Origin of the sequence: Paenibacillus jiangxiensis, assembly GCF_046098255.1 — a bacterium.
Classification (GTDB): Bacteria; Bacillota; Bacilli; order Paenibacillales; family Paenibacillaceae; genus Paenibacillus; species Paenibacillus jiagnxiensis.
Genome location: NZ_JBJURI010000009.1, coordinates 103,650 through 125,579 on the forward strand (window position 1 = coordinate 103,650; position 21,930 = coordinate 125,579).

Below are 21,930 nucleotides of genomic sequence, written 5' to 3' on the forward strand. Positions count from 1 at the left end.
ATCACTGAAAGAAGGTCCAGCCGATATGATGAACTTAATTATGAATGACATACTGGGCACTCCGGCCATCCTGGTCGGACTGTTCGCCCTGGCGGGACTGCTGCTTCAGCGTAAGCCCGCCGCCACGGTGGTGTCCGGTACGCTGAAGACCATCATGGGCTTCGTGATTATCAGCGCCGGCGCTACGGTGCTGACAGGCTCGCTGGATATATTCAGTCAAATGTTCAACCATGCGTTCCAGGTAGAAGGTGTTGTGCCTACGAACGAGGCGATTGTCGCAGCCGCCCAAAGTGATTTCGGTGCCATGACGGCCCTGATTATGGTATTCGGCATGATCGTCAACATTATTCTGGCACGCTTCACGCCGCTGAAATATATTTTCCTGACAGGCCATCATACCTTGTTCATGGCGTGTCTGATCGCGGTATCGCTGACCATCGGCGGATTGAGCGGATTCCCGCTCGTTGTGGTCGGCTCCATCATTCTCGGTCTTTGTATGGTGATTTTCCCGGCGCTGCTGCAGCCGTATGTGCGCCAGATCACCGGCAGCGATGACTTTGCGGTCGGTCACTTCGGTTCCGTCGGCTACTTTACTGCCGCTACCATCGGCAAATGGTTCGGCAATAAGGAAAAGACAACCGAGCAGATCAAAGTGCCGCAGCAGCTTGGTTTCTTGCGCGATACTTCGGTAGCGGTTTCCTTGACGATGACGCTGTTCTTCATTGTGGTCGCTCTGTTCGCCGGACGTGAATATATCGAAACCGAACTGTCCAACGGCTCGAACTTTATCGTATTCTCATTGATGCAGGCGATTACGTTTGCTGCCGGGGTCTACATCATTCTGGCAGGCGTGCGCATGCTGATCGCCGAGATCGTGCCAGCGTTCAAAGGCATTGCCGAAAAGCTGGTGCCCAACACCAAGCCGGCGCTGGACTGCCCAACGGTATTCCCGTTCGCGCCTAACGCCGTTATCATTGGCTTTATCTTCAGCTTCATTGCCGGTCTGCTGTCCATGTTCATCCTGCCGCTCGTCGGCCTGAAGGTTATCATTCCGGGCCTTGTGCCGCACTTCTTCACCGGCGCGACCGCCGGCGTATTCGGCAACGCCACCGGAGGACGGCGCGGAGCGATGCTGGGCGCGTTCGCCAACGGTCTGCTGATCAGCTTCTTGCCTGCAATCATGCTCGTTTTCATGTCCAGCGTAGGCTTCAGCGGCACGACGTTCGGCGATACGGATTTCGGTGTAGTCGGCATTATCATTATGGGCTTTATGAAGCTGTTCGGCGCGGCTTGATAAGACCGCTTTCACATCGGCAGCTATTGTGGAATTTCAAGCAGAACACCAGGGGAATAACCTCTGGTGTTTTTTTGCGCTGTCTGGCAGTCGGAGCCCCTTTTTGCACTGTGGATTATATATATTTCAAATCATTATGTTGACATAGTCCACTAAAATTAAATATTATTATGTTGACTTAGTCCACTAAATAGGAGGGGTTCCCATCCATATCGATGCTGACGTGATCGCGGATATCCGGCGGTTTAACAGGCGGTATACGAATATTCTTGGTGTGTTGAACAGACACGTGCTGGACACAGGATATACCTTTACAGAAGCACGCGTAATTATCGAGATTGGCTTGAACGGGGCCTGCATTGCCAACACGCTGGTGGATGCGCTCAATATCGACCGCAGCTATATGAGCCGAATCGTGAACAAGCTTTGCAAAGAAGGGCTGCTGGTCAAGGAAAGCTCCAACACGGATCAGAGAATCAGCCTGCTGCGTTTAACACCTAAGGGAACGGAATTTTATAACCAGCTCAACGAAAGATCTGACGAACAGATTATAAGATTATTTCGTGAATTATCCGCCAAAGAAATGAAAGAGCTGCATGCTTCAATCATGTCAATACAGAAAAAGCTGGACAAGCTGGAGAGAATGGAGAGAAAACCGGATGATCAGATTTGAATGCGATTATACAGAGGGCGCCCACGAGCGCATCTTAAAGCGGCTGCTGGAAACGAATGACGAACAGACCAGCGGATATGGCACGGACCCGCACTGTGAGTTGGCGAGGACTTATATTAAAAAAGCATGTGACACAGAGCATGCGGATGTGCACTTTCTCGTTGGAGGCACGCAGACCAATACGACTGTTATTGCATCCATTTTGCGTCCGCATCAAGGCGTGATTGCCGCAACCTCGGGGCATATCGCCGTACATGAGACCGGAGCCATCGAAGCCACCGGACATAAGGTGTTAACCCTGCCGAGCGCTGACGGGAAAATCCGGGCAGAGCAGGTAAAAGATTTGGTGGAGGCACATTGGAACGACGCTACCCATGAGCATATGGTGCAGCCTGGCATGGTGTATATCTCCCAGCCTACCGAGAACGGAACAATCTACAGCAAATCCGAACTGGAGGCGCTGAGCCGGCTTTGCCGGGAGAGCGGATTGCCTTTGTTCATAGACGGGGCGCGACTGGGGTATGCTTTGGCTGCGGAGGACAATGATCTGTCTCTGGCCGATATCGCCAGACTGTGCGATGTGTTCTATATTGGCGGGACCAAGATTGGGGCAATGATGGGTGAGGCCGTGATCATCGTTAACGAAGCGTTGAAGAAAGACTTCCGCTACCATATCAAGCAAAAGGGTGGACTGCTGGCCAAAGGCAGAATGCTTGGCATTCAGTTTGAAACCTTGTTTGAGGACGGCTTATACTTTGAAATTTCCAAACACGCGGTGGATATGGCCGTACTGCTCCGGGATGCACTGACTGAGCAGGGAATTTCTTTTCAATATCATTCCACCACGAATCAGCAGTTCCCGGTTTTGCCGGACAAGTTGCTTGAAGAGCTAAAGGAGAACTATTCTTTTTCTTTTTGGGAAAAAGCAGACGAGATGCATAGCGCGGTCCGCTTCTGCACCAGCTGGGCGACGAAGAGGGAGAATATTGAAATGCTGATTGAGGATATTAAGCGGCTGTACTAGCAAATAAACAAACGGCACCTTGGTAATACCATCAAAGTGCCGTTGTATCTTCCCATATTAACAAGAAAGCTTTGATAGGGTCGCGAAATGCGAGGCGTAACCTTTCCCTATTTTAGGGAACAGAGTTCCTCCAACCTTTGCAGATAATCCGCTTTGATCTTGGCCTTTTCCTTGTACATCATTTCTTCAGCCGCCCCAAGGGCAGCCTGCAAATCGGATCCGTCTCCCTTGACTGCTGCATAGCCGTATGAATTGCTTATTGGCAAACCGAATACTTTAGTTTCCTTTTCCAGCTTCCGCATTTCTTCAATCCATGCTTTGCACTCATCTTCGGAGTAATCCGGACAAAAGATCACAAACTCGTCTCCGCCAATTCGCATGATTTCGCAGGTATCGCCCACTGTATCCCTCATCATGGACACAGTTTCGAGCAGCAGTGCATCTCCTTTTTGATGCCCGAAGTTATCGTTGAAAAACTTTAAACCATTGGCGTCACACATGATAATGGACAAAGAGGTGCACCCGTTTGCTGAAAGCTCGGCCAGTTTCTGCTCGTAATAGGTGCGGTTATATACTCCAGTGAGTGTATCGGTAACGCTCATCAGGCGTAATTCTTCCTGAAGTCTCTTTAACTCGGTAATGTCATTGACCAGGCCAACCACCCCAATGACGTTTCCCCCGGCATCGATAACGGGCTCTTTGGTGATCTCGTAATAGTATTTCTCTCCATCAAAAATCATCTCGCTGATATAATGACTTCCTTCGCGGGACTCGATAATCTTTTTGTCGTCTTCATAATAAAACTTCGCCAGTTCAGGATCGTTTTGGACTTCGAGATCCGTTTTGCCAACAATGCTCCAGTCTTCATCGCCGCCATTCAGCTGTTCGCATACCCGGCTGGCCATTTGATATCTGCAATCTGTATCCTTAAAAAAGACGTTTGCCGGTATCGAGTCAATAATCAGTTTTAGTTTTTCCGCATCAAAAGGGTTGCAAGCCAGTTTGGCAGCGAGATCATCATTATTCACATATACCCCTCGCCTTATTTTGTCTTTGCCATCCAATCTTTTAAGCCGTACAGCCGGTCCCAAATTCGTGCGTGTGAAATGGCGTAGGTGACAGCTTCCTCCGTACTGCCCATAGAATAAGCATACGGCATGTCCGCAGGAAGCCTTTTTTGGCTGAGAAGGTAGGCGGGAACATGCTTGTTTTCTTTCCGTGCCAATCGATATAAGAAAGTAAGATGTTCAGTCACACCGTTTCTCAGGTATTCCAATATCAGCTTATCATACAAAATAAAACAGGCAACCTCATCCCCGTAAGATTTAAGCAGCCGATCCGCGTCATCCAATCGCTCCAATTCCAAGTAGTGCATAAGCAGGTCGTAGCGGTTCCCCTGATTATCATTCGGATTCAATTCCATGAGCTGCTCGTAATGCTCGCAAGCCGCGCTCAGCCTGCCGGACAATGCTAATAAATGGGCATAAGCGGCTTTGGCGCGCATGAACGGCCGGGTTTCGATAAGACCCCAGAAATATCCGCGATTTTCTTCAAAGAAAGCCTCGCCCAATTTTTTGGCTGCAGATTCTATGGCAGAGTGGGCCAATTTCATGGACTCTCCCATGGTTGGCGCATCCTCTGATAACATGAGGAGCGTGTCGGGATGCTCAGGGTCCATGTGAATCGCTTGATCCAGCAGCTTCTTGCGTTTGGCAGGAGATGACGCTTTATCGGCGGCAACCAGCAGTTCAAGGACTTTATCCGTACTTGTCGCAGGTGAGAAGGCCTGCTGAGCTGTTGGATTGTTAAGCTGAGCGGATAAAAAGGCTTGAGCGTCCTCTATGCTTTCAAAATTTTGGGCTTCCAGCAGACGGGTTATTTCGCCTATCTTTGCTTCATGCTCCATCGTTGAAAAAGCGGGGGATTGCTGAATTGGGTCATTCTCGAGTTCATTCAATATCAGTCCTTTTTCTTCGAAATAATCCTTCATCCTGTTCAGGCAATTGGTCAGTGTGGAGACAGAAACATTGTGCTTGGCAGCCAGCTTGCTTTGGTTTGCCAACTCATCTGTGGAATCGATCAGAAAAAAGAACTCTAAAGCTCCTTTATAACCGCCTGGTTTACGGAAGCCGGGGTTTATATCCTTGCAAAAGCTGTTCCACAGCACAATCGTTCCGGCGAGGGTCTCCTGCATTTCTTCAGAGCTGGGCTTATATTCTGCATACAGCTCCAGTGCCAGTTCTTCCGCCAATTGCCGTTGCGCCTGATTTGGCCAATCAAACTGGCCTACGAATTCACGCAGCTTGGCGGGGGATTTGGCAAACGAAGCGAGCTCTCTGTTGATTTCTTCTTCCTTCATGCTGGCAGGAGGGGCAGCCTGTTTCGTTTGCGCCAAAGCACGGTCCTGCTCCAAACAGCATTTTTTGTATTTTTTTCCGCTTCCACAAGGGCAGGGTTCATTCCTTCCGATACTGCTCATTTTAAATTCACTCCAATGTTTTATTCTGGCCGGTTAGACAAGCTTTGTAATCAGAATAACAGTATAATCGAATAAATAAAAGCGAATGAGGCACGGCCTGTCCCAATCCGGCATAAGCCATAACATTCCCGCGCTTGCCTCAATCCACTCAAAATGGTAGTCTTGGGGCATCCATTAACGTGTGTTCGGAACAAATCATGAAAGTTGAGGTTGCTTATGAGCAAGGAACAGAAACACGAAGCCGATGCCGAAAAAGAAGTTTACCCTGAATTAAGCGCAAAGGAGCGTTTTCCAGTCAGTTTTTCGATATTTGCGCTGGCCCGTTCGCACCGGGCATTAGCGGCTCAGCTGCTGCGGGAAATAGGCCTGTTCGTCGGGCAGGAGCTGATGCTTATGCAGCTGTGGGATCAGGATCACCAATCCCAGCAGAGCCTTGGCCGTACGCTGCGGCTCGATCATTCCACGGTAGCCAAATCGGTACGGCGGCTGGAGGAGGCCGGTCTCGTGTCCCGCAGCCGCTCGGCCGAGGACGGCCGTGTCACGATTGTATCTCTTACCCAGGCAGGCCGCGATCTGGAGAGCAAAGTGATAGAGGTATGGAGCAAGGTGGAGAGCGCGACGACCGCTGATCTCACGGAGCAGGAAAAGGAGCTGCTGGTGAAGCTGTCCCACAAAATTTCATCCAGCATCGAAAAGGATGATTAGTCATGATCCAGGGCAGCTCTGTGCCAGCGGAGCCGAGGGAGCGGGTATAACATAAAAGCCGCAGCATGGGTATGAATGCCATGCTGCGGCTTTTGCCGTTCAACGCGGATTGACCTTCACCTGTGAGCCCTTGCCGCTTGTCTGGATACCCGTTTCCTTCACTCCGGCCTCTTTCAGATCAGCCAGCAGCCGCTCCAGCACTGCCTTGGCGGCAGCGGCTTCTTTGGCGCCCGTCGCTCTGACGACCAGCTGCACCGGCTTGCCTGAGCGCAGATGCTTGTCCGCCTGCCGCAGCTTGGTATCATAGTCATGCTCCTCAATATGAGCGGTGAAGCGCAGCTCCTTGACCTTCTCCGTGGCGCTCTTCCCTTTTGCGTTCTTCCCCGCAGGCTTGCCGCTGTCTGCTTTTCCCGCTTTCTTCTGAGCGAGGGCCTTTCCTTTGCCCTTGACGACCAGGCTGCAGGGCGGCGGGCTGCTCATGAGCGAGGTGCAGACTAGGTCCAGCCCTTGAGAGCGGGCCATGGCAAGCGCCTCTTCTCTGGAGACGACACCGAGATTTTCCCCGTTAACTCCGGTGAGCACCACCTCGGAAGCTCTAATTTGCTCGTTGATTAAGACTGCCACGTAACGAAGCCTCCCCAAAACAATGATAAAGCTATCATATCCATTGGCAGTTTAATATTCAAACTCCAGGTCACTTTAATTCCAAACAGCAGGTATAATCAGAAGATAATGCCTTGAAACATGAATAGAAGGAGGCGGGTACGGATGGTGCACGCGAAGGATGTTCTTGCAAATCAGTTGTTGGCTAATGCGGATGACCCGAGCTGGCATCTGCCTTTTAAACAGGCGGTTGAAAGGATTACCGAGGAAGAAGCTTTTTGGAAGCCTGCTCCGCAATGTTACAGCATAGCCGAGATCACGCAGCACCTGCTGTATTGGAATGAGATATGGCTGACCAGATTTGAGCAAGGCCGCACGGATGCAGCGGTAGCGGTAAAAGACAACAACGATAGCTTTATCCTGCCGGAGCATACTTCATTCAGTAATTTGAGAGAGCGTCTTCTTCAAGCGCTGCTGCGATGGCAAGATCTGCTGAGTAAAGAAAGCCTTGAGGCACCGGCGCTTGGGTTCCCGATGTCTGCAGCCTGGTGGGAAGTAATTAGTAATGCTGCAATCCATAATTCATATCATATTGGGCAAATCGTTCTGATCCGAAAGCTGCAACTAGAGAACAACATAATAGAATAAGAAAAATAACCAGCAGCCGGCATGGGTCATCTTTCAATCGGCATCGCCGAAAGTCAGGCATCTATTTTTATCGGGATTATCTATTGTCCGGTCCAGTGTAATATAATGAACAGGAAACCCGTGGTAGATTGATAGAACCTGCACCGACACATATCGCCTCCAATCTGCTGAATCGTTGTTGAAACCTATGGAAATGAGGTATGAAAAATGATTAGAGCTTCGGAAGATCAAGAGTATTATGAGCTGTCTAGCCCTACCGCCCTCCCCAAGGCTTCAGGGTTCCTCTGGAATGAGAAGATGATGATCCATATGAACTGCCGCGGTTATGCCGTGGCCCAATTTATGCAGCCGGAGCCTGCCAAGTACTCTCACGCGCCAAATCTGGAGGCGAAGACGTTCATGCAGCCCGAGCAGCCGTATTATGCGCATCATCCCGGACGTTTTCTGTACATAAAGGATGAGGAAAGCGGCGAAGTGTTCTCTGCTCCGTATGAGCCTGTGCGCGTACCGGCGGATCAATACACTTTTGCAATCGGGAAGAGCAGAATTGTATGGAGGGTGGAATGTAAGGGGATTCATGTCGAGATGAGCTTGAGTCTGCCGCGGGAAGACGCTATGGAGCTGTGGCGTGTGAAGGTGAAGAACCTGTCGGGAGCGCCAAGGAAGTTAAGCATTTACCCATATTTCACCGTAGGTTATATGTCATGGATGAACCAGTCCGGTCAGTACCACGAGGATTTGCAAGCCATTGTGTGTACTTCGATCACCCCATATCAGAAATATCAGGATTATTCTAAAATCAAGGAATTCAGCGACAAAACCTTCCTGATCGCGGAGCGGAAGCCTGCGGCCTGGGAAGTGAACCAGGAGGCCTTCGAAGGAGAGGGCGGCATTGCCATGCCAACAGCGGTCCGGGATCAGGAGCTTCTGTCCAAAGGGGATGCAAGATACGAAACGCCCGCAGCTGTCCTGCAGTATCGGATAGAGCTGGCGCCAGGCGAAGAGGAGGCCTACAGATTCATTTTCGGACCGGCCAAGGATGAAGAACAGGTTGCCCATATCCGCAGCAGCTACCTGCTGAATACCAATGCTGATGGCGAAGACGGCTTCACGGCGGCTGAACGGGAATATGACCGCTACATACGGGAAGGCAGAGGCCGCATCGAGATTGCAACGCCGGACCCGGATCTGGACAACTTCGTCAATCACTGGCTGCCGCGGCAGATGTATTATCATGGACAAACGAACCGCCTCACAACCGATCCGCAGACGCGCAATTTTCTGCAGGACCATATGGGCATGAGCTATATCAAACCGCAGACGGCCAGGGAGGCCTTTCTCATAGCCCTAAGCCAGCAAAATGCAAGCGGTGCCATGCCGGACGGCATCATTCTGCACAAGGATGCGGAGCTGAAGTACATTAATCAGGTTCCGCATACGGACCATTGCGTCTGGCTGCCCATTTGCTTGAGCACCTATCTGGATGAGACGAACGATTACTCCATATTGGAGGAAAAGCTTCCTTATGCCGACAGCTCGGAAACGGAACCCGTATTCGAGCATATCAACAAGGCCATGTACTGGCTGATGAACGACCGGGATGAACGGGGATTGAATTATATTAACCAGGGCGACTGGTGCGACCCGATGAATATGGTCGGTTACAAGGGCAAAGGGGTTTCCGGCTGGCTGACCATCGCGACGGCCTATGCCTTCAACGTATGGGCAGGGATTTGCGAGAGCAGCGGCCATTCGGATAAGGCCCAGGAATTTCGGGCAGACGCGAAGAGGACCAATGAGGTCGTTAACCAGTATCTGTGGGACGGCGAATGGTACGCGCGCGGCATCACTGATGACAACGTCAAATTCGGGATCAGCACAGACCGCGAGGGACGCATTTTCATCAATCCGCAGGGATGGTCCATGCTGAGCGGCGCTGCCGACCAGGAGAAGCAGGGCAAGCTGATGCGAGCAGTCGCGGAGCAGCTGGAGACGCCATATGGTGTGGAGAAGCTGGCCCCATCCTTCACCTCAATGCGTGAGGATGTAGGCAGGGTCACGCAGAAGCATCCGGGCTCTGCTGAGAACGGCGCGGTTTACAATCATGCTGCGGCCTTCTACATTTACGCCCTTTATGCTGTCGGAGAGAAGGAGGATGCCTACCGGCTGCTTCGCAAAATGCTTCCCGGTCCGGATCTGGAGGATATTGTGCAGCGCGGACAGCTGCCTGTATTTATCCCGAACTATTATCGCGGAGCCTACCGCCAGTTCCCGCGCACTGCGGGTCGTTCCAGCCATCTCTTTAATACGGGGACGGTTCCTTGGGTGTACCGCTGCCTGATCGACGGGCTGTTCGGGCTGCAGGGCTGTGCGGAGGGGCTGCAGATCAAGCCGCAGCTTCCTGCCGGGTGGAAAGAGGTTACGGTCAAACGGGATTTCAGGGGTGCCAATCTTCATATCGTCATGAAGAAGGAACCGGGACTTAACGCCATAGAGGTGTATGCCGATGGTGCTCCCGTTGCCGACGGCATTCTGAAAGACCTGCAGCCGGATACCGAATATAATGTGCTGGTTAAAATACCGGACGAGGTGTAAAAGGAATAAAAGAAAGGTGTTCCCTGGTGATAAAACCGGAGAACACCTTTTTTCCTTGGTAACCTGTATCACATGAAATCAACGAAATAACGGAGAGCATGAAAAAAGATCGGCGAGGTGTAGGTCAGGCTGTCGACTCGGCTTAAGTAGCTTTGCTTCAGCGCATCAAACTTGTCATCATCGGCGATCAACAGGTCCCGCTTCAGCACGGACACCGTCAGGCTGCCGAAGAATCCGCTCAGGCTGATCAGCATGCCGAAAATGAGCGCAAAGGTCGAGTCAAGCGGCGTCAGATAAGGATAGACCAAATAAGAAGCCGCGGTTGTAATCACAAATGCGCTCGCAAAGCCTTCCCAGGTTAAATGCGGGTTGGCCGTCGGCACCACCTTGCGCTTGCCGAAGTAGATCGAGGCCAGGTAGTGCGCCACATCGTTCAGCTGTGTGAGCACGACCAGATAAAGCACAAGCCCTGCGCCGTACTCCGGCGTCGCGAATTGGAAGTAGGCCAGATGGCTGAGCCCGAATACCATCAGCATGAGCCCCCACTGGGTCGAGCTGACGCTGCGCAGAAATCCGACCGTGCCTTTGTTAATCAGGCGAGGGAGCGGAAGGAACAAAAACACATAGATTGGAATAAAGACGATAAACATGCCGTACCAGCCGATATAAATCCAATAAAACTGCACGGGAATCGACAGGTAGGCCCACAGGAACAGCCGCCGGTCGGCCTTTCTCGTCTTGATCATGGAGAAATACTCCTTCAGTGCGAAGAAGGTAAGCACCATGAGCGAGAGCAGCGACACCACCGAGTTGAACAGGGTAGCCAGGCAGAAGATGAAGAACATGCCCCACCAGGTTTTGATCCGGTAGCCGATGGCGGTGTAATCCTTGCCAGACTGTAATTTGCTCACAATATAATAAATCAACTGGATAGCGAGCAGGGCGGCAAATATAAGAGCTAACGTATAATACGAACCTTTCAAAGGCAAATCACCAACTTGTCGCAAAATGAGATTAATTTACAGAATCTTATGTTATTATGAAGGAACAGTTCAAAGTTGGTAAGGGGAAATTTTGTAAAATGGAAGCGGAGAGATCGGTTTTTATACTGCTTACGAATACCGGAACGTTATTCACGAGGGTCATTCAAACCTATACAAGAGCGCCTTATAACCATGCTTCGATTTCCTTCGACCGCGAGCTGTCGGAGCTGTACAGCTTCGGCAGAAAGCATCCCAGCAATCCTCTGAACGGGGGGTTCGTGAAGGAGGATATCAAGACAGGCACGTTCAGCAAGTACCCGAACACAACCTGTGTCATTTATGAACTGCGTGTCACCGAGCGCGAGGTCGAGAAAATGAGACGAGTCCTGCACATCTTTATCCGCAGCCGTCAGAGATATATGTACAACTTGTTGGGCGTGATCGGTGTTGCCCTGAAGGAGCCGGTCGAGTTCAGCAATTCCTATTTTTGCTCACAGTTTGTCGCGGAAATTTTGCAGCGGTCCGGTATCCATATCTGGAACAAGCTGCCCGCGCTCGTGACGCCGGACGATTTCCGGCAAAGCGAGCGGCTGCGGCTGATTTACGAGGGCAGGCTGAGCGAGTATGATCCATCGGCTTGAACGAAAGTATAAGGACTATCCATAGGTGATTACCTTCGGATAGTCCCATCGAATGATATGATCAAGTATAACTCAAAATAATCATCCAGTGAGGATGGCTATTTTGGTAATCTCTTAAAATCCCTTTAATTTGTAATTTTTTTCGTTTATAATAACTGAATTGATTTGGCATAATCATAGGAAATAATCTGATCCTCTTTTGTTTGTTTCCAAGCATCTGTCTCATGTGCAAAATTGCTTATTTTAGTGGAATTATAATCTTCAAAAAAAGTTAAAATATCTTTGATAACTGATATTTCTTTGTCTGTAAAATAGCTCTCGTTAGGTTGCTTATTAGACTTTATTGTTATACGAGTATACCCATTATTGCTTTCCTCCGTGCTTATTCTTATTTCACCGAGTGTTTCAAGGCAGCTCAGTAAAAAATCATGATCTTTAGGAACAGGACCGTATGGTTTATGGACGTAAACCATACCAGTTATTGAAGTAAAGTTTCTTTTGTACATCAGAAAATCGGCATACCACATTAATTTCATAAGTTTCGTTTTTAAAACTCCATTCTTTGATAAGTACTGAATTAATGAAATCAATTTTTTAAGGTAAAAGCCAGTTTCTCCATTATCTTTAGATTGTTTAAAATGGTTGTAATTCATTATTAGTAGATTGTGCAATGTAGCTTGAACTTTATTCTTTTTTTCGAATAACTTGTTGAGTCTTTCTTCAACAATTTTTTGTTCATGTGTAGTTAATTTGTGTTTGTTTTCTTCATAGTACTGAGTTATATTTTCTGGATCCTTTTTTAAAATATTAAAAATTCCGGCTTGTGTTTTATTGGGAATTGACTGCCCAGTTTCGTATCTTTTTATAGTTGCCACACCCATATTTAATATCTTGGCAAAAATCGGCTGGGTCATTCCAAAAAAGGAACGAATGTCCTTGATAAAAGTGGCATTTATAGAATGCTTTTTTTCATAAGCTTTACTCAATGTTTGTAATGTTTCGGTATCCAGTTCTTCGTCGTAAACTTCATGCCCGCAAACTTCACAAATTGCGACACGGCGAATGATATCAAAATACTCTCCACCGAAAGGCATTGATTCCCTCCGCTCAAGAACACGAACTGTCCGCTCACAATCACATTCGTCGCAGAATCTCGTTCTTGTCTCCTTCATAGTGTTATTTCCTCCATTTTCCATGGGCACTCTTTAATTTATTAACCCAAATTTAATCAATCAGATCTGAATAATCATTAAACTTTTTTACCAAGAGTAAACGGGTGAGAGAAGCACCCGTCTTATCTCGGCATGTCCTTATGAAAAGACAGACATACACAACCTCTGCCGAAACTTTCATCTTTTAGTTTGATATAAGTAATAATTTCGTTAATTTCCATTTTGAAAATCCAAATAATCTTACCCTGTTTTCTTTCAATATCCAGATGGTCAAAGTCAGGCCCATCTACATAGTGATGAAAGTTAAATCCATTATGCAATTCCAAGCCGCTTCCACACTTGTAAGACGTAATTCCCCAAGTTGCTCGAGGTAGCTTTTTCCTTCGATGGTCCTTCGAACAAAGTGGCGTTTTTTAGCGACGATTTTATCACGCATGTCACTTAGAAAGCTTTCACAATCCTCTTTTACCCCATTTTGATCACGCCTCTCATACAATATACACCTGAAGGTATCATTTGATACCTAAAAAGATTATAAACGATAATCCAGAAGGTATCAATTGATACTTTATGAATGGAGATTAATCCAAAAACAATTTTTACAGTGGGAAAAAAGACTGTCACACAGATCCATGATCTGTTTCGGACAGCCTCTTTTATTCCCTCAAGAAAGCTGGACATAGAAGGTGGTGGATTCACCCGCCACGCTTTTGGTGTAGATTTTTCCTTTATGCTGATCGATAATCGATTTGGCAATCGCGAGGCCGAGACCGTAGCCGCCTTGCTTGCGCGCCCTGGAGGTATCCGTGCGGTAGAAGCGGTCGAAAATCCGGTGCAGATGCTCAGGAGCTATGCCCTCTCCGGTATTGGAAACCGCTAAAACGACATCGTTATGCTGCTTCTTGAGCGCGACGGTTACCTTCCCGGAGGGAGGGGTGTATTTTACAGCGTTGTCCAGCAGGATCATCACCACTTGCTTGATTTGTTCGCTGCTGCCGAGCACCGTCAGCCCGGGCTCAATGTCATAGTCGAGCTTGATTTGTTTTTCAAAAATGACGGCCTCCATCGTTAAAATAATGGTTTCAACCGCCTCGCTCATATCGAATCTGGAAAAGAGCAGACCTGTACGTGAATCGTCCATTTCCGTCAGGTATAACAGGTCATTGGTCAGCTTGGTCATTCTTTCCGTTTCCGACTTGATATACTGCAGCCACTTCGTCTGATTTTGGATCGTATCCGTGCCGTTGGACAGCAGAACATCCGTATTCGTGTTGATGATGGTTAACGGTGTCTTCAGCTCGTGTGAGGCGTCGGCAATAAACTGCTTCTGCTTCGCAAAGGCTTCCTTGATCGGCTCAATCGACCGGTTGGCGAAGAAACGGCTGGTGAAATAGAGGACAATCAGCATGCCCAGCCCGACGGCTGTGAAGGTATAAATTAAGTTCGCCAGAATCTCCTGCTGCGCACTGGTATCCATAAACACAATCATATACCCTTGATCATCCGGCTGTACGCTGAAGGTCCAGTCGCTCCCGTCCAATGTGAATTTGCCGCGCGTGCTATCCTTGGAAATAACCTGCTCCAGCGCTTGATCGTAAAAATCGCTGTCCATATTGTCTGTGCCGAAGTGAGATTTGGCCGAGGTGCGGTTCCAATCCTGGTCGGTTTGCACCATGAAGGATATCGACCGTTCCGGCGGCGGGCCGTTGTCGTCCATCTTCTTTCCGTTCGCTGGACTCTGGGGGCCGGTCGTGCCACCATGAGGCGGAGGTGATTCACCGAACTTCGTTTGATAGGAATCCGATATTTTCCGCAGCTCCATATTGATGTCGCTCTGCACATCCCGGTAGGTGATGGTGTAGATGGCTGCAAAGGCGACAAGCATAATGACCGTGATGGTGACCAGATTGACAATCAGGAATCGGTTTCTCAGCTTCGTAAACATCAGGAGCTCACCTCTAATACATACCCGACACCCCGGATGGTGCTGATACGGACTGCCGAATCCAGGAAGACAAGCTTTTTGCGGAGAAAGGAAATATAGACCTCCACATTGTTATGCTCCACGTCTGAATCGAAGCCCCACAGCTTTTCAATGATTTGCTCCTTGGAGGTGACGGCCTGCTTCCTGGATACCAGGAGCTCCAGCAGCTCACTTTCCTTTAAATTGAGTTTGATTTCTTTACCTTTCACGGAAAGTCTCAAAGCATTCGTGTTTAGCTCGATATCCCCGAACTTCAGCCCCTCCTCAGGGATTACCGCTTCTCCCTTTCGCCGCAGAGCGGCGCGTATTCTCGCCAGCAGCTCGCCGGAGGCAAACGGCTTGGCGATATAGTCGTCTGCTCCATAATCGAGTCCCGTGATTTTATCCGACACCTCGCCCTTGGCCGTAAGCAGGATGACTGGGGTGGAGAGCCCTTCCTTGCGCACAGCCTTCAGCACGCTGATTCCGTCCATTTCCGGCATCATAATATCGAGCAGCAGCAGGTCGTATATGCCGCTCAGCGCGTAATCAAGCCCCGTTAGGCCGTCATGGACGGCGTCTACCGAGTAATTTTCCTTTTTTAAAATTTGGGTCAATGCCTCTGCCAGATGAAGCTCGTCCTCTACAATTAATATTCTCATCGTTTGTCATCCTCTATATGATCTGTCATTGCTTGCAGTGAGAGTATATCAAGCTTACCTTTAATCAACCTTAACCGGACCGCCAGTACGAGAGCCATATAATGAAGGAAAATTTGGTCAGGATCGGAAACGTCAACGGAATGCAAAAAAAGTTAAGAGAATGTAAAACCATTTAAGATTCATTAAAGGTTTGCCCGTTACGATACCAACATAGCACATGAGGCACACGAACAACAGAAAGGAATGGGGCATATGGCTATCGAGGTATTCAACCGCTATGAGAGCAAATACCTGCTGAACGGCAGAGCGTACCGCAGGTTATACCAGGATCTGCTGGAATATATGGAGCCTGACGAATATAACAAGCAGCATGAGTTTTATTCCATAAGCAATTTATATTTTGATACGGTCCATGACTCCTTGATCCGGGCCAGTCTGGCCAAGCCGAAGTACAAGGAGAAGCTCCGCTTGAGAGCTTATGGTGTTCCTGAAAAGGACGCGAAGGTATATCTGGAGATTAAGAAAAAGGTGTTTGGTCTTGTCAATAAGAGACGCACCGCCTTGAAGCTGGACGAAGCCTACGAGTTTGTCCGCACCGGACAGGCACCGGAGCTCAGGGATTACATGAACCGTCAGGTTGTAAATGAAATCAGCTATTTCCTGCGGCTGTACGATCTGCAGCCCAAGGTGTATCTCGCTTATGAGCGGAAGGCGTTGTTTTGCAAAAATAACCGCGATCTGAGAATCACGTTTGACACCAACATTCGCAGCAGGCGGTATGACCTCAGCTTAGAGCAAGGCGACTATGGAGAGCAGCTGCTGGAAGAAGACCAATGGCTGATGGAAGTGAAGGCGGAAAAGACGGTTCCGGTGTGGCTGTCGGTCATGCTGTCCGAGCACAAGCTGTACCGCACCAGCTTCTCCAAATACGGCAATGAATACAAGAAAATGTTGAAGAACAGCAGCACGGAACAGGAGCGAATTCTATATGCTTGAATCCCTTTTTACCACTACTTTAACGAGTACGGAGATGACGCTGACAAGTACGATACTTACCATTTTACTGGCGATTGTGCTGGGCGGCATCATCAGCATGACCTATATGAAAACCAATCCAAACGGCTACGCCCAGAGTTTCACGTTAACGATGGTCATCCTGCCCGTCATTGTAGCCATTATCATCCTGATGATCGGCAGCAATATCGCAAGAGCATTCAGCCTTGCCGGCGCATTCTCGATCATCCGGTTCAGAAGCGCGCCGGGCGACCCGAAGGATATTGCTTATGTCCTGTTTACGATGGCTGCTGGCCTGGCGTGCGGCGTCGGCGCTTACGGTTATGCCGTATTGTTCACCATCATTCTCTGTGTGCTCATGTTTACGCTGAGTCGCTTTAACTATGGCGCCAGAAAAACGATGCAAAAAACGCTTAAGGTAACCATTCCCGAGAATTTGGGATATGAAGAAGCTTTTGACGAAGTGTTCAAAAAGTTTAATGTCCCATACGAACTGAAGAAGATCAAAACGACCGAGCTCGGCAGCCTGTATGAGCTGGTTTACGCGGTTACGTTGAGTCCGCAGACCAATCAGAAGGAATTTCTGGATGAGATCCGGTGCAGAAACGGCAATCTGGATCTTTCTCTGACCATGAGCCCCACCACTGCGGAATATTAAAATACGGAAGGATGGATTGATATGAAGAAATTAAACGGTAAAACAAAAGCAACGGCCATAGTACTGCTGTGCGCTGCCCTAGTGACGGCATGCAGTACGACCACGGAAGCGCAGACCGGTGGGGCTACTGCAGCTTCGACAGCCGCGACGGCATCGTCCGCCGAGGCGGTTAATTTGAAGATGGCGGATCTGGTGACATTTGATGATGAAGACCATGCCACGGATTGGAGCGCAGATACCTCAACCGCTATAAAGCTGAGCGGAACGACAGCGGACATCAGCGGCTCCGGGGCCAAATGGGCAGACGGAACGGTGAAGATCACGGAAGCCGGAACCTATGTCCTCAGCGGAACGCTTTCCGACGGCCAAGTCGTAGTGGATGCGGGGGATGAAGGGACCGTTCATCTGGTGTTGAACGGGGTGGATATTACGGACAGCGACAGTGCCCCGGTCTACATAAAAGATGCGGGCAAAGTCGTCATGACACTTCAGGAAGGCACCGAGAACTCGATTGTGGATGGGAAAACCTATGTGTTTGAGAATGACAGCACCGACGAGCCCAGTGCGGCCATTTTCAGCAAGGCTGATCTGACGATGAACGGCACGGGCAGCCTGTCCGTAACCGCAAATTACAATGATGGAATCACCGGCAAAGACGATCTGAAAATCATGAGCGGTACGATTAGCATTCAGGCTGTCGATGACGGTATTGTCGGAAAAGACATGCTTGCTGTCAATGACGGTACAATCACCATTGACGCGGACGGAGACGGCATGAAATCCTCGAATGACAAAGACGAGACCAAAGGATTTGTCGCGATTGCGGCAGGAACGTTCGATATCCAAGCCGGAAACGACGGTATTCAGGCAGAGACCTCTCTCCTGGCGGAAGGAGGCACTTATCATATCGTAACAGGCGGCGGAAGCGCGAATGCCAAAGTCAAGACGGAAAGCGGCCCTGGGCCCATGGGTCAAGGCGGAATGCCAGGAGACGGCGCTCCGATGGGCGCACCGGGTATGACAGATGCTGCGAACAGCACGAATACTTCGGGGGCTTCCAGCACATCAGATGCTTCCGACACAACTGGAGCAGTAGAGTCGGAGGCATCCGATACGACGGCTGCGGCAGCAGGAACAACGGATAAAGCCGCGGCATCTGGTGCGAGTGAGTCTGGTGCAAGTGATTCGACAGATTCGGAGATGACTGCAGACACCGAAGAGTCGCCAAGCATGAAAGGCATCAAGGCCGGAACGGATCTGGCCATCAACGGCGGATCTTTTACCATCGACACCGAGGATGATGCTGTGCACAGCAACAGCAATGTAACGATTACAGGCGGGGACCTCGGGATTGCCACTGGTGATGATGGGGTACATGCCGACGCGGCGTTGGTGATTACCGATGGAACCATTGACATTACCAAGAGCTATGAAGGACTCGAAGGAGCGGACATTACAGTTGCCGGCGGCGATATCCATGTTGTCGCTTCCGACGACGGTGTCAACGCGGCGGAGGGTGACGTGGCCACCGACGCAACTGCAGCTGAAGGCAATACAACTACAGGGGCAGATGTCGCCGAAGGAAATGCAACCACAGATGCAGCAGCTGCTAAAGGTGACACAACCACAGGAACAGCTGCCGATGAGGGCAACACTACCACCGGAGAAGCAGGTGTTGAAGGCGGTACAGCCTCGACAGGCACTGCAAACGGGAACGCTCCGGCAGGCCGCGGACAGGGAGGACCAGGTGAACCAGGCGGATTCGGCGCTGCCCAGAACGCACGGTTGACGATTTCCGGCGGGACTCTGACCGTCAATGCGGATGGCGATGGACTCGACTCGAACGGAACAATTACCATGACTGACGGTACAGTAATCGTCAACGGCCCGGTGAACGACGGCAATGGCGCGCTGGATTATGACGGCACCTTCGAGATCAGCGGCGGAACCCTGATTGCTGCAGGCAGCGCAGGCATGGCGCAGGCTCCTTCGGACGACTCAAGCCAGCTTTCCGAGGCTATGACCTTTACGGAGACCCAGACGGCGGGAACGCTGGTTCATCTGGAAGACAGTGACGGCAATGAGATAGCAACCTTCGCGCCGGCCAAAGACTTCCGGAGTGTGATCATCAGCTCACCGGACCTGAAGGACGGAACCTCCTACACGCTGTATATCGGCGGCACATCGACAGGCGGTGTGCAGGATGGACTGTACACAGAAGGGGAGTATGAAGGGGGAACACAGGTTGTTCAGTTCGCCATCTCCGGCAGTGTGACCACATGGCTGAATGAATCCGGCGTAACGACCGGAGGCGGCACCCGCAGACCTGGCGGTGGCATGGGTGGCAGCAGGCCTTCCGGCCGCGGGCCGGGAGCGCCACAATCAACGGACACCAACGGGACAACAGAAGCTGAATAAGGAAATATAGTAAATAGCAACCACTCCAGGACGGGGTGGTTGTTATCTATGTTTGGTACTATTGTGGAGCAGCCATACATATGCTGATTTCACAGCACGGTCTGGACAACGTTTGCGAAATTGTGATTGCCGGGTGTACATGGTATCGTAAAGATGGTAAAACTGCATAACGCTATAGCTGCAAGTTTATTTATTACTCATTTCATTCGATTCCGGGAGGTGCAGTTTATGAAAGCGTTGTTTATCGGAGGAACGGGAACGATCAGCTCGGCGATCACCAGGAAGCTGTTGAAGCAGGGCTGCGAGCTTTACTTGCTGAATAGAGGCAATCGGAATGAGTTTTTGCTGGAGGGGGCGCAAATCCTTCAGGCGGATATTAATGATGAATACTATGTCGCCCAACTGATTGAAGGTCAGGAATTTGATGTCGTGGCTGATTTTATCGCCTTTGAACCTGCTCATGTCGAGCGTGATTACCGCCTGTTCCAGGGAAAAACAAAGCAGTTTATGTTCATTAGCTCGGCTTCCGCTTATCAGACCCCTTTGTCCGATTACCGAATTACGGAAGGGACACCTTTATCCAATCCGTACTGGCAGTATTCCAGAAACAAGATTGCCTGCGAAGAGTATTTGATGAAGCAGTATCGAGATAACGGCTTCCCGGTAACGATTGTAAGACCCAGCCACACCTATGATGAGCGTTCCATCCCACTTGGGGTTCATGGAAGCAATGGCTCTTGGCAGGTAGCCAAACGCATGCTGGAGAATAAGCCCGTTATTATCCACGGGGACGGAACTTCCCTCTGGACCATGACGCACAACAGCGATTTTGCCAAAGGTTTTATTGGACTGATGGGCAATATTCATGCGATTGGGGAATCCGTTCATATCACTTCGGATGAGACAGTGACCTGGAATCAGATCTATGAAATCATAGCCGATGCGCTTGGCGTCAAGCTGAACGCAGTGCATGTTCCATCCGTATTCCTGGCTGCTTGCAGCAAGCAGGATCTCAGGGGCTCCCTGCTGGGGGACAAGGCGAATTCCGTAGTCTTTGATAATTCAAAGCTGAAAAGGCTCGTTCCCGGCTTCACGGCCACAACCCGGCTTGACCAGGGGATCAAGCGGACAGTTCAGTACATCCTGGCTCATCCCGAATTCCAAAGGGAAGACCCGGAGTTTGACCAGTGGTGTGATGATGTCATCTCCACAATGCAACAGGGATTCGAAAAATTGAATAGTTAAAAATCCTAAGCGCTAAGAATGTATACCTTCGTGGCAAATGTGCGGCATAAGGAGCCATGCTTGGGTACGCAAAAGGTATATGTTCACAAACGGTTCGTTAATAAATTTCGCGGCAAGCGTGCGGCGTAAAGCCCCCTAACCTGGTACGCAAAAGTTTATTATACGAACCGTTTTTTTATTTTTTAGTAGAATGAATTTCATAATTCAATGCTGTCTTGCTTGAGTTTTGAGGCGTCCAAATTTTGTGTAAATTAATGTAAATTATGATATGATCTTGTTGGTATATGAAAATAAGAATGAAAAATGGGGGGGGGATTAAAACGGTGATAATTAACAGGTTGAATCAGGTCAGAGCTACCATTAAATCAAACACAAAACATAAAACTCTTTCAATAGTATATGCAATTATTATTGGAGCAGTTTTGGGTATAGTTGCCAAACTTGTGGATAGTCCAAATATCAACCCAATATTCGATAATATTGGCGGGCGCCTTGGTATATGGATATTTGTTGCAACACTTTTATCTGTTTTCAGCTATTCGCCCAAATTAGCAGCTATAAGAGTATTCGCCTTTTTTGCAGCAATGCTTGCCGTGTATTATGCTTACACAACGCTTTTTCTACATTTTTTTCCACAAAGAGCTATTATTTTTTGGAGTATATGTGCGGCAGTATCGCCTTTTTGTGCTTATATAATGTGGTATGCCCGTGGAAACGGATTATTTTCTAATATTGTTTTGGCACTTCCAATCACATTATTGCTGTCAGAAGGGTTTGAATTACGTAATGCTTATTTACCCATTCACCATCATTATTACTTAATACCTTGGCTTATGGGAATATATATAATCATGATCATTGTTTTACTACTTTTAATTCCGAAAAAAAGAAGTGAATATTTAGTTATATTCCTGATATCTATTTTTTTATCGTTTATAGTTATAAATTTTAGAATTATCGGAAGCATCTTTGGTGGAATGAACGGTGTATTATAATGATGGAGTCATGTACCAAATATAAGACAATCTACATTAGCACTTGTTAAAGAAAGTAAGTACATAGATATTCGGCCAAAGACTAAATTGACTTCACTGAAAAATGCCAAGGGTGTGTTGCATTCTTTAAAAATCGACTTTTTCAGGAGTAACTAGCT

At 49.1% G+C, this 21,930-nt stretch carries 19 protein-coding genes and 1 pseudogene; 12 read left to right on the forward strand and 8 right to left on the reverse strand.

Annotation, left to right across the window (positions count from 1 at the left end; genetic code table 11):
• The first annotated feature begins 25 nt into the window (after positions 1 to 25).
• The 3 genes from ACI1P2_RS11130 (at position 26) to ACI1P2_RS11140 (ending at position 2,991) form a co-directional block, all read left to right on the forward strand.
• On the forward strand, positions 26 to 1,294 hold the full coding sequence (locus ACI1P2_RS11130; RefSeq protein WP_355319697.1) for a PTS ascorbate transporter subunit IIC: 1,269 nt from the start codon (positions 26 to 28) through the stop codon (positions 1,292 to 1,294).
• 211 nt (positions 1,295 to 1,505) lie between these two features.
• Entirely contained in the window at positions 1,506 to 1,967 is a 462-nt protein-coding gene (locus ACI1P2_RS11135) for a MarR family winged helix-turn-helix transcriptional regulator (protein ID WP_355319830.1), read from the forward strand.
• The gene (locus ACI1P2_RS11140; RefSeq protein ID WP_355319699.1) at positions 1,954 to 2,991 is read left to right on the forward strand and encodes a threonine aldolase family protein; all 1,038 of its coding nucleotides are present in this window, start codon (positions 1,954 to 1,956) and stop codon (positions 2,989 to 2,991) included. The genes ACI1P2_RS11135 and ACI1P2_RS11140 overlap by 14 nt, the downstream gene beginning before the upstream one ends.
• Positions 2,992 to 3,098: 107 nt before the next feature.
• Here ACI1P2_RS11140 and ACI1P2_RS11145 read toward each other — a convergent pair whose 3' ends face one another.
• The 3 genes and pseudogenes from ACI1P2_RS11145 to ACI1P2_RS11155 form a co-directional block, all read right to left on the reverse strand.
• Entirely contained in the window at positions 3,099 to 4,019 is a 921-nt protein-coding gene (locus tag ACI1P2_RS11145) for a sensor domain-containing diguanylate cyclase (protein WP_355319701.1), read from the reverse strand.
• A gap of 14 nt (positions 4,020 to 4,033) precedes the next feature.
• Positions 4,034 to 5,386, reverse strand: a complete 1,353-nt coding sequence (locus ACI1P2_RS11150; protein WP_408976204.1) for a tetratricopeptide repeat protein — start codon at positions 5,384 to 5,386, stop codon at positions 4,034 to 4,036.
• Positions 5,387 to 5,401: 15 nt separating this feature from the next.
• Positions 5,402 to 5,470, reverse strand: a pseudogene (locus tag ACI1P2_RS11155) (SEC-C metal-binding domain-containing protein); the annotation flags it as partial.
• A gap of 216 nt (positions 5,471 to 5,686) precedes the next feature.
• Between ACI1P2_RS11155 and ACI1P2_RS11160 the strand changes: the two are divergent.
• Complete coding sequence (locus tag ACI1P2_RS11160; RefSeq protein ID WP_355319704.1) at positions 5,687 to 6,175, forward strand: MarR family winged helix-turn-helix transcriptional regulator; 489 nt, start codon at positions 5,687 to 5,689, stop codon at positions 6,173 to 6,175.
• 99 nt (positions 6,176 to 6,274) lie between these two features.
• Here ACI1P2_RS11160 and infC read toward each other — a convergent pair whose 3' ends face one another.
• On the reverse strand, positions 6,275 to 6,799 hold the full coding sequence (infC, locus tag ACI1P2_RS11165) for a translation initiation factor IF-3 (protein ID WP_355319706.1): 525 nt from the start codon (positions 6,797 to 6,799) through the stop codon (positions 6,275 to 6,277).
• 144 nt (positions 6,800 to 6,943) lie between these two features.
• Here infC and ACI1P2_RS11170 point away from each other — a divergent pair, with 144 nt between their 5' ends.
• Positions 6,944 to 7,426 carry a DinB family protein gene (locus tag ACI1P2_RS11170; protein ID WP_355319708.1) on the forward strand — a complete coding sequence of 161 codons (483 nt, stop codon included), beginning with the start codon at positions 6,944 to 6,946 and terminating at the stop codon, positions 7,424 to 7,426.
• 207 nt (positions 7,427 to 7,633) lie between these two features.
• Positions 7,634 to 10,021, forward strand: coding sequence for a GH36-type glycosyl hydrolase domain-containing protein (locus ACI1P2_RS11175; protein ID WP_355319710.1), 2,388 nt, complete (start codon positions 7,634 to 7,636; stop codon positions 10,019 to 10,021).
• 68 nt (positions 10,022 to 10,089) lie between these two features.
• Here the strand turns inward: ACI1P2_RS11175 and ACI1P2_RS11180 are convergent, their stop codons facing one another.
• A complete protein-coding gene (locus tag ACI1P2_RS11180; protein WP_355319712.1) occupies positions 10,090 to 11,004 on the reverse strand; it encodes a phosphatidate cytidylyltransferase in 915 nt (304 codons plus the stop codon).
• Between the two features lie 98 nt (positions 11,005 to 11,102).
• Between ACI1P2_RS11180 and ACI1P2_RS11185 the strand changes: the two genes are divergently transcribed.
• On the forward strand, positions 11,103 to 11,645 hold the full coding sequence (locus ACI1P2_RS11185) for a hypothetical protein (protein WP_355319714.1): 543 nt from the start codon (positions 11,103 to 11,105) through the stop codon (positions 11,643 to 11,645).
• A 146-nt stretch (positions 11,646 to 11,791) separates the two neighbouring features.
• Here the strand turns inward: ACI1P2_RS11185 and ACI1P2_RS11190 are convergent, their stop codons facing one another.
• The 3 genes from ACI1P2_RS11190 to ACI1P2_RS11200 form a co-directional block, all read right to left on the reverse strand.
• Positions 11,792 to 12,817 carry a type II TA system antitoxin MqsA family protein gene (locus ACI1P2_RS11190; protein ID WP_355319716.1) on the reverse strand — a complete coding sequence of 342 codons (1,026 nt, stop codon included), beginning with the start codon at positions 12,815 to 12,817 and terminating at the stop codon, positions 11,792 to 11,794.
• Between the two features lie 664 nt (positions 12,818 to 13,481).
• Positions 13,482 to 14,762 carry a sensor histidine kinase gene (locus tag ACI1P2_RS11195; protein ID WP_355319718.1) on the reverse strand — a complete coding sequence of 427 codons (1,281 nt, stop codon included), beginning with the start codon at positions 14,760 to 14,762 and terminating at the stop codon, positions 13,482 to 13,484.
• A complete protein-coding gene (locus ACI1P2_RS11200; protein WP_355319720.1) occupies positions 14,762 to 15,442 on the reverse strand; it encodes a response regulator transcription factor in 681 nt (226 codons plus the stop codon). Before ACI1P2_RS11200 ends, ACI1P2_RS11195 begins: the two co-directional genes overlap by 1 nt.
• A 252-nt stretch (positions 15,443 to 15,694) precedes the next feature.
• On the opposite strand from ACI1P2_RS11200, the gene ACI1P2_RS11205 reads away from it, so the two are divergent.
• The 5 genes from ACI1P2_RS11205 (at position 15,695) to ACI1P2_RS11225 (ending at position 21,772) form a co-directional block, all read left to right on the forward strand.
• Positions 15,695 to 16,438, forward strand: coding sequence for a polyphosphate polymerase domain-containing protein (locus tag ACI1P2_RS11205; RefSeq protein ID WP_355319722.1), 744 nt, complete (start codon positions 15,695 to 15,697; stop codon positions 16,436 to 16,438).
• Positions 16,431 to 17,114, forward strand: coding sequence for a DUF4956 domain-containing protein (locus ACI1P2_RS11210; RefSeq protein ID WP_355319723.1), 684 nt, complete (start codon positions 16,431 to 16,433; stop codon positions 17,112 to 17,114). Before ACI1P2_RS11205 ends, ACI1P2_RS11210 begins: the two co-directional genes overlap by 8 nt.
• Positions 17,115 to 17,135: 21 nt before the next feature.
• Positions 17,136 to 19,532: a carbohydrate-binding domain-containing protein gene (locus ACI1P2_RS11215; protein ID WP_355319725.1), complete on the forward strand. Its 2,397-nt coding sequence runs from the start codon at positions 17,136 to 17,138 to the stop codon at positions 19,530 to 19,532.
• A gap of 228 nt (positions 19,533 to 19,760) precedes the next feature.
• Positions 19,761 to 20,777 (forward strand): SDR family oxidoreductase, encoded by a 1,017-nt coding sequence (locus tag ACI1P2_RS11220; RefSeq protein ID WP_355319727.1) that lies wholly within the window; start codon positions 19,761 to 19,763, stop codon positions 20,775 to 20,777.
• A 284-nt stretch (positions 20,778 to 21,061) separates the two neighbouring features.
• Positions 21,062 to 21,772 carry a DUF6518 family protein gene (locus tag ACI1P2_RS11225; protein WP_408976198.1) on the forward strand — a complete coding sequence of 237 codons (711 nt, stop codon included), beginning with the start codon at positions 21,062 to 21,064 and terminating at the stop codon, positions 21,770 to 21,772.
• Positions 21,773 to 21,930: the final 158 nt, after the last annotated feature.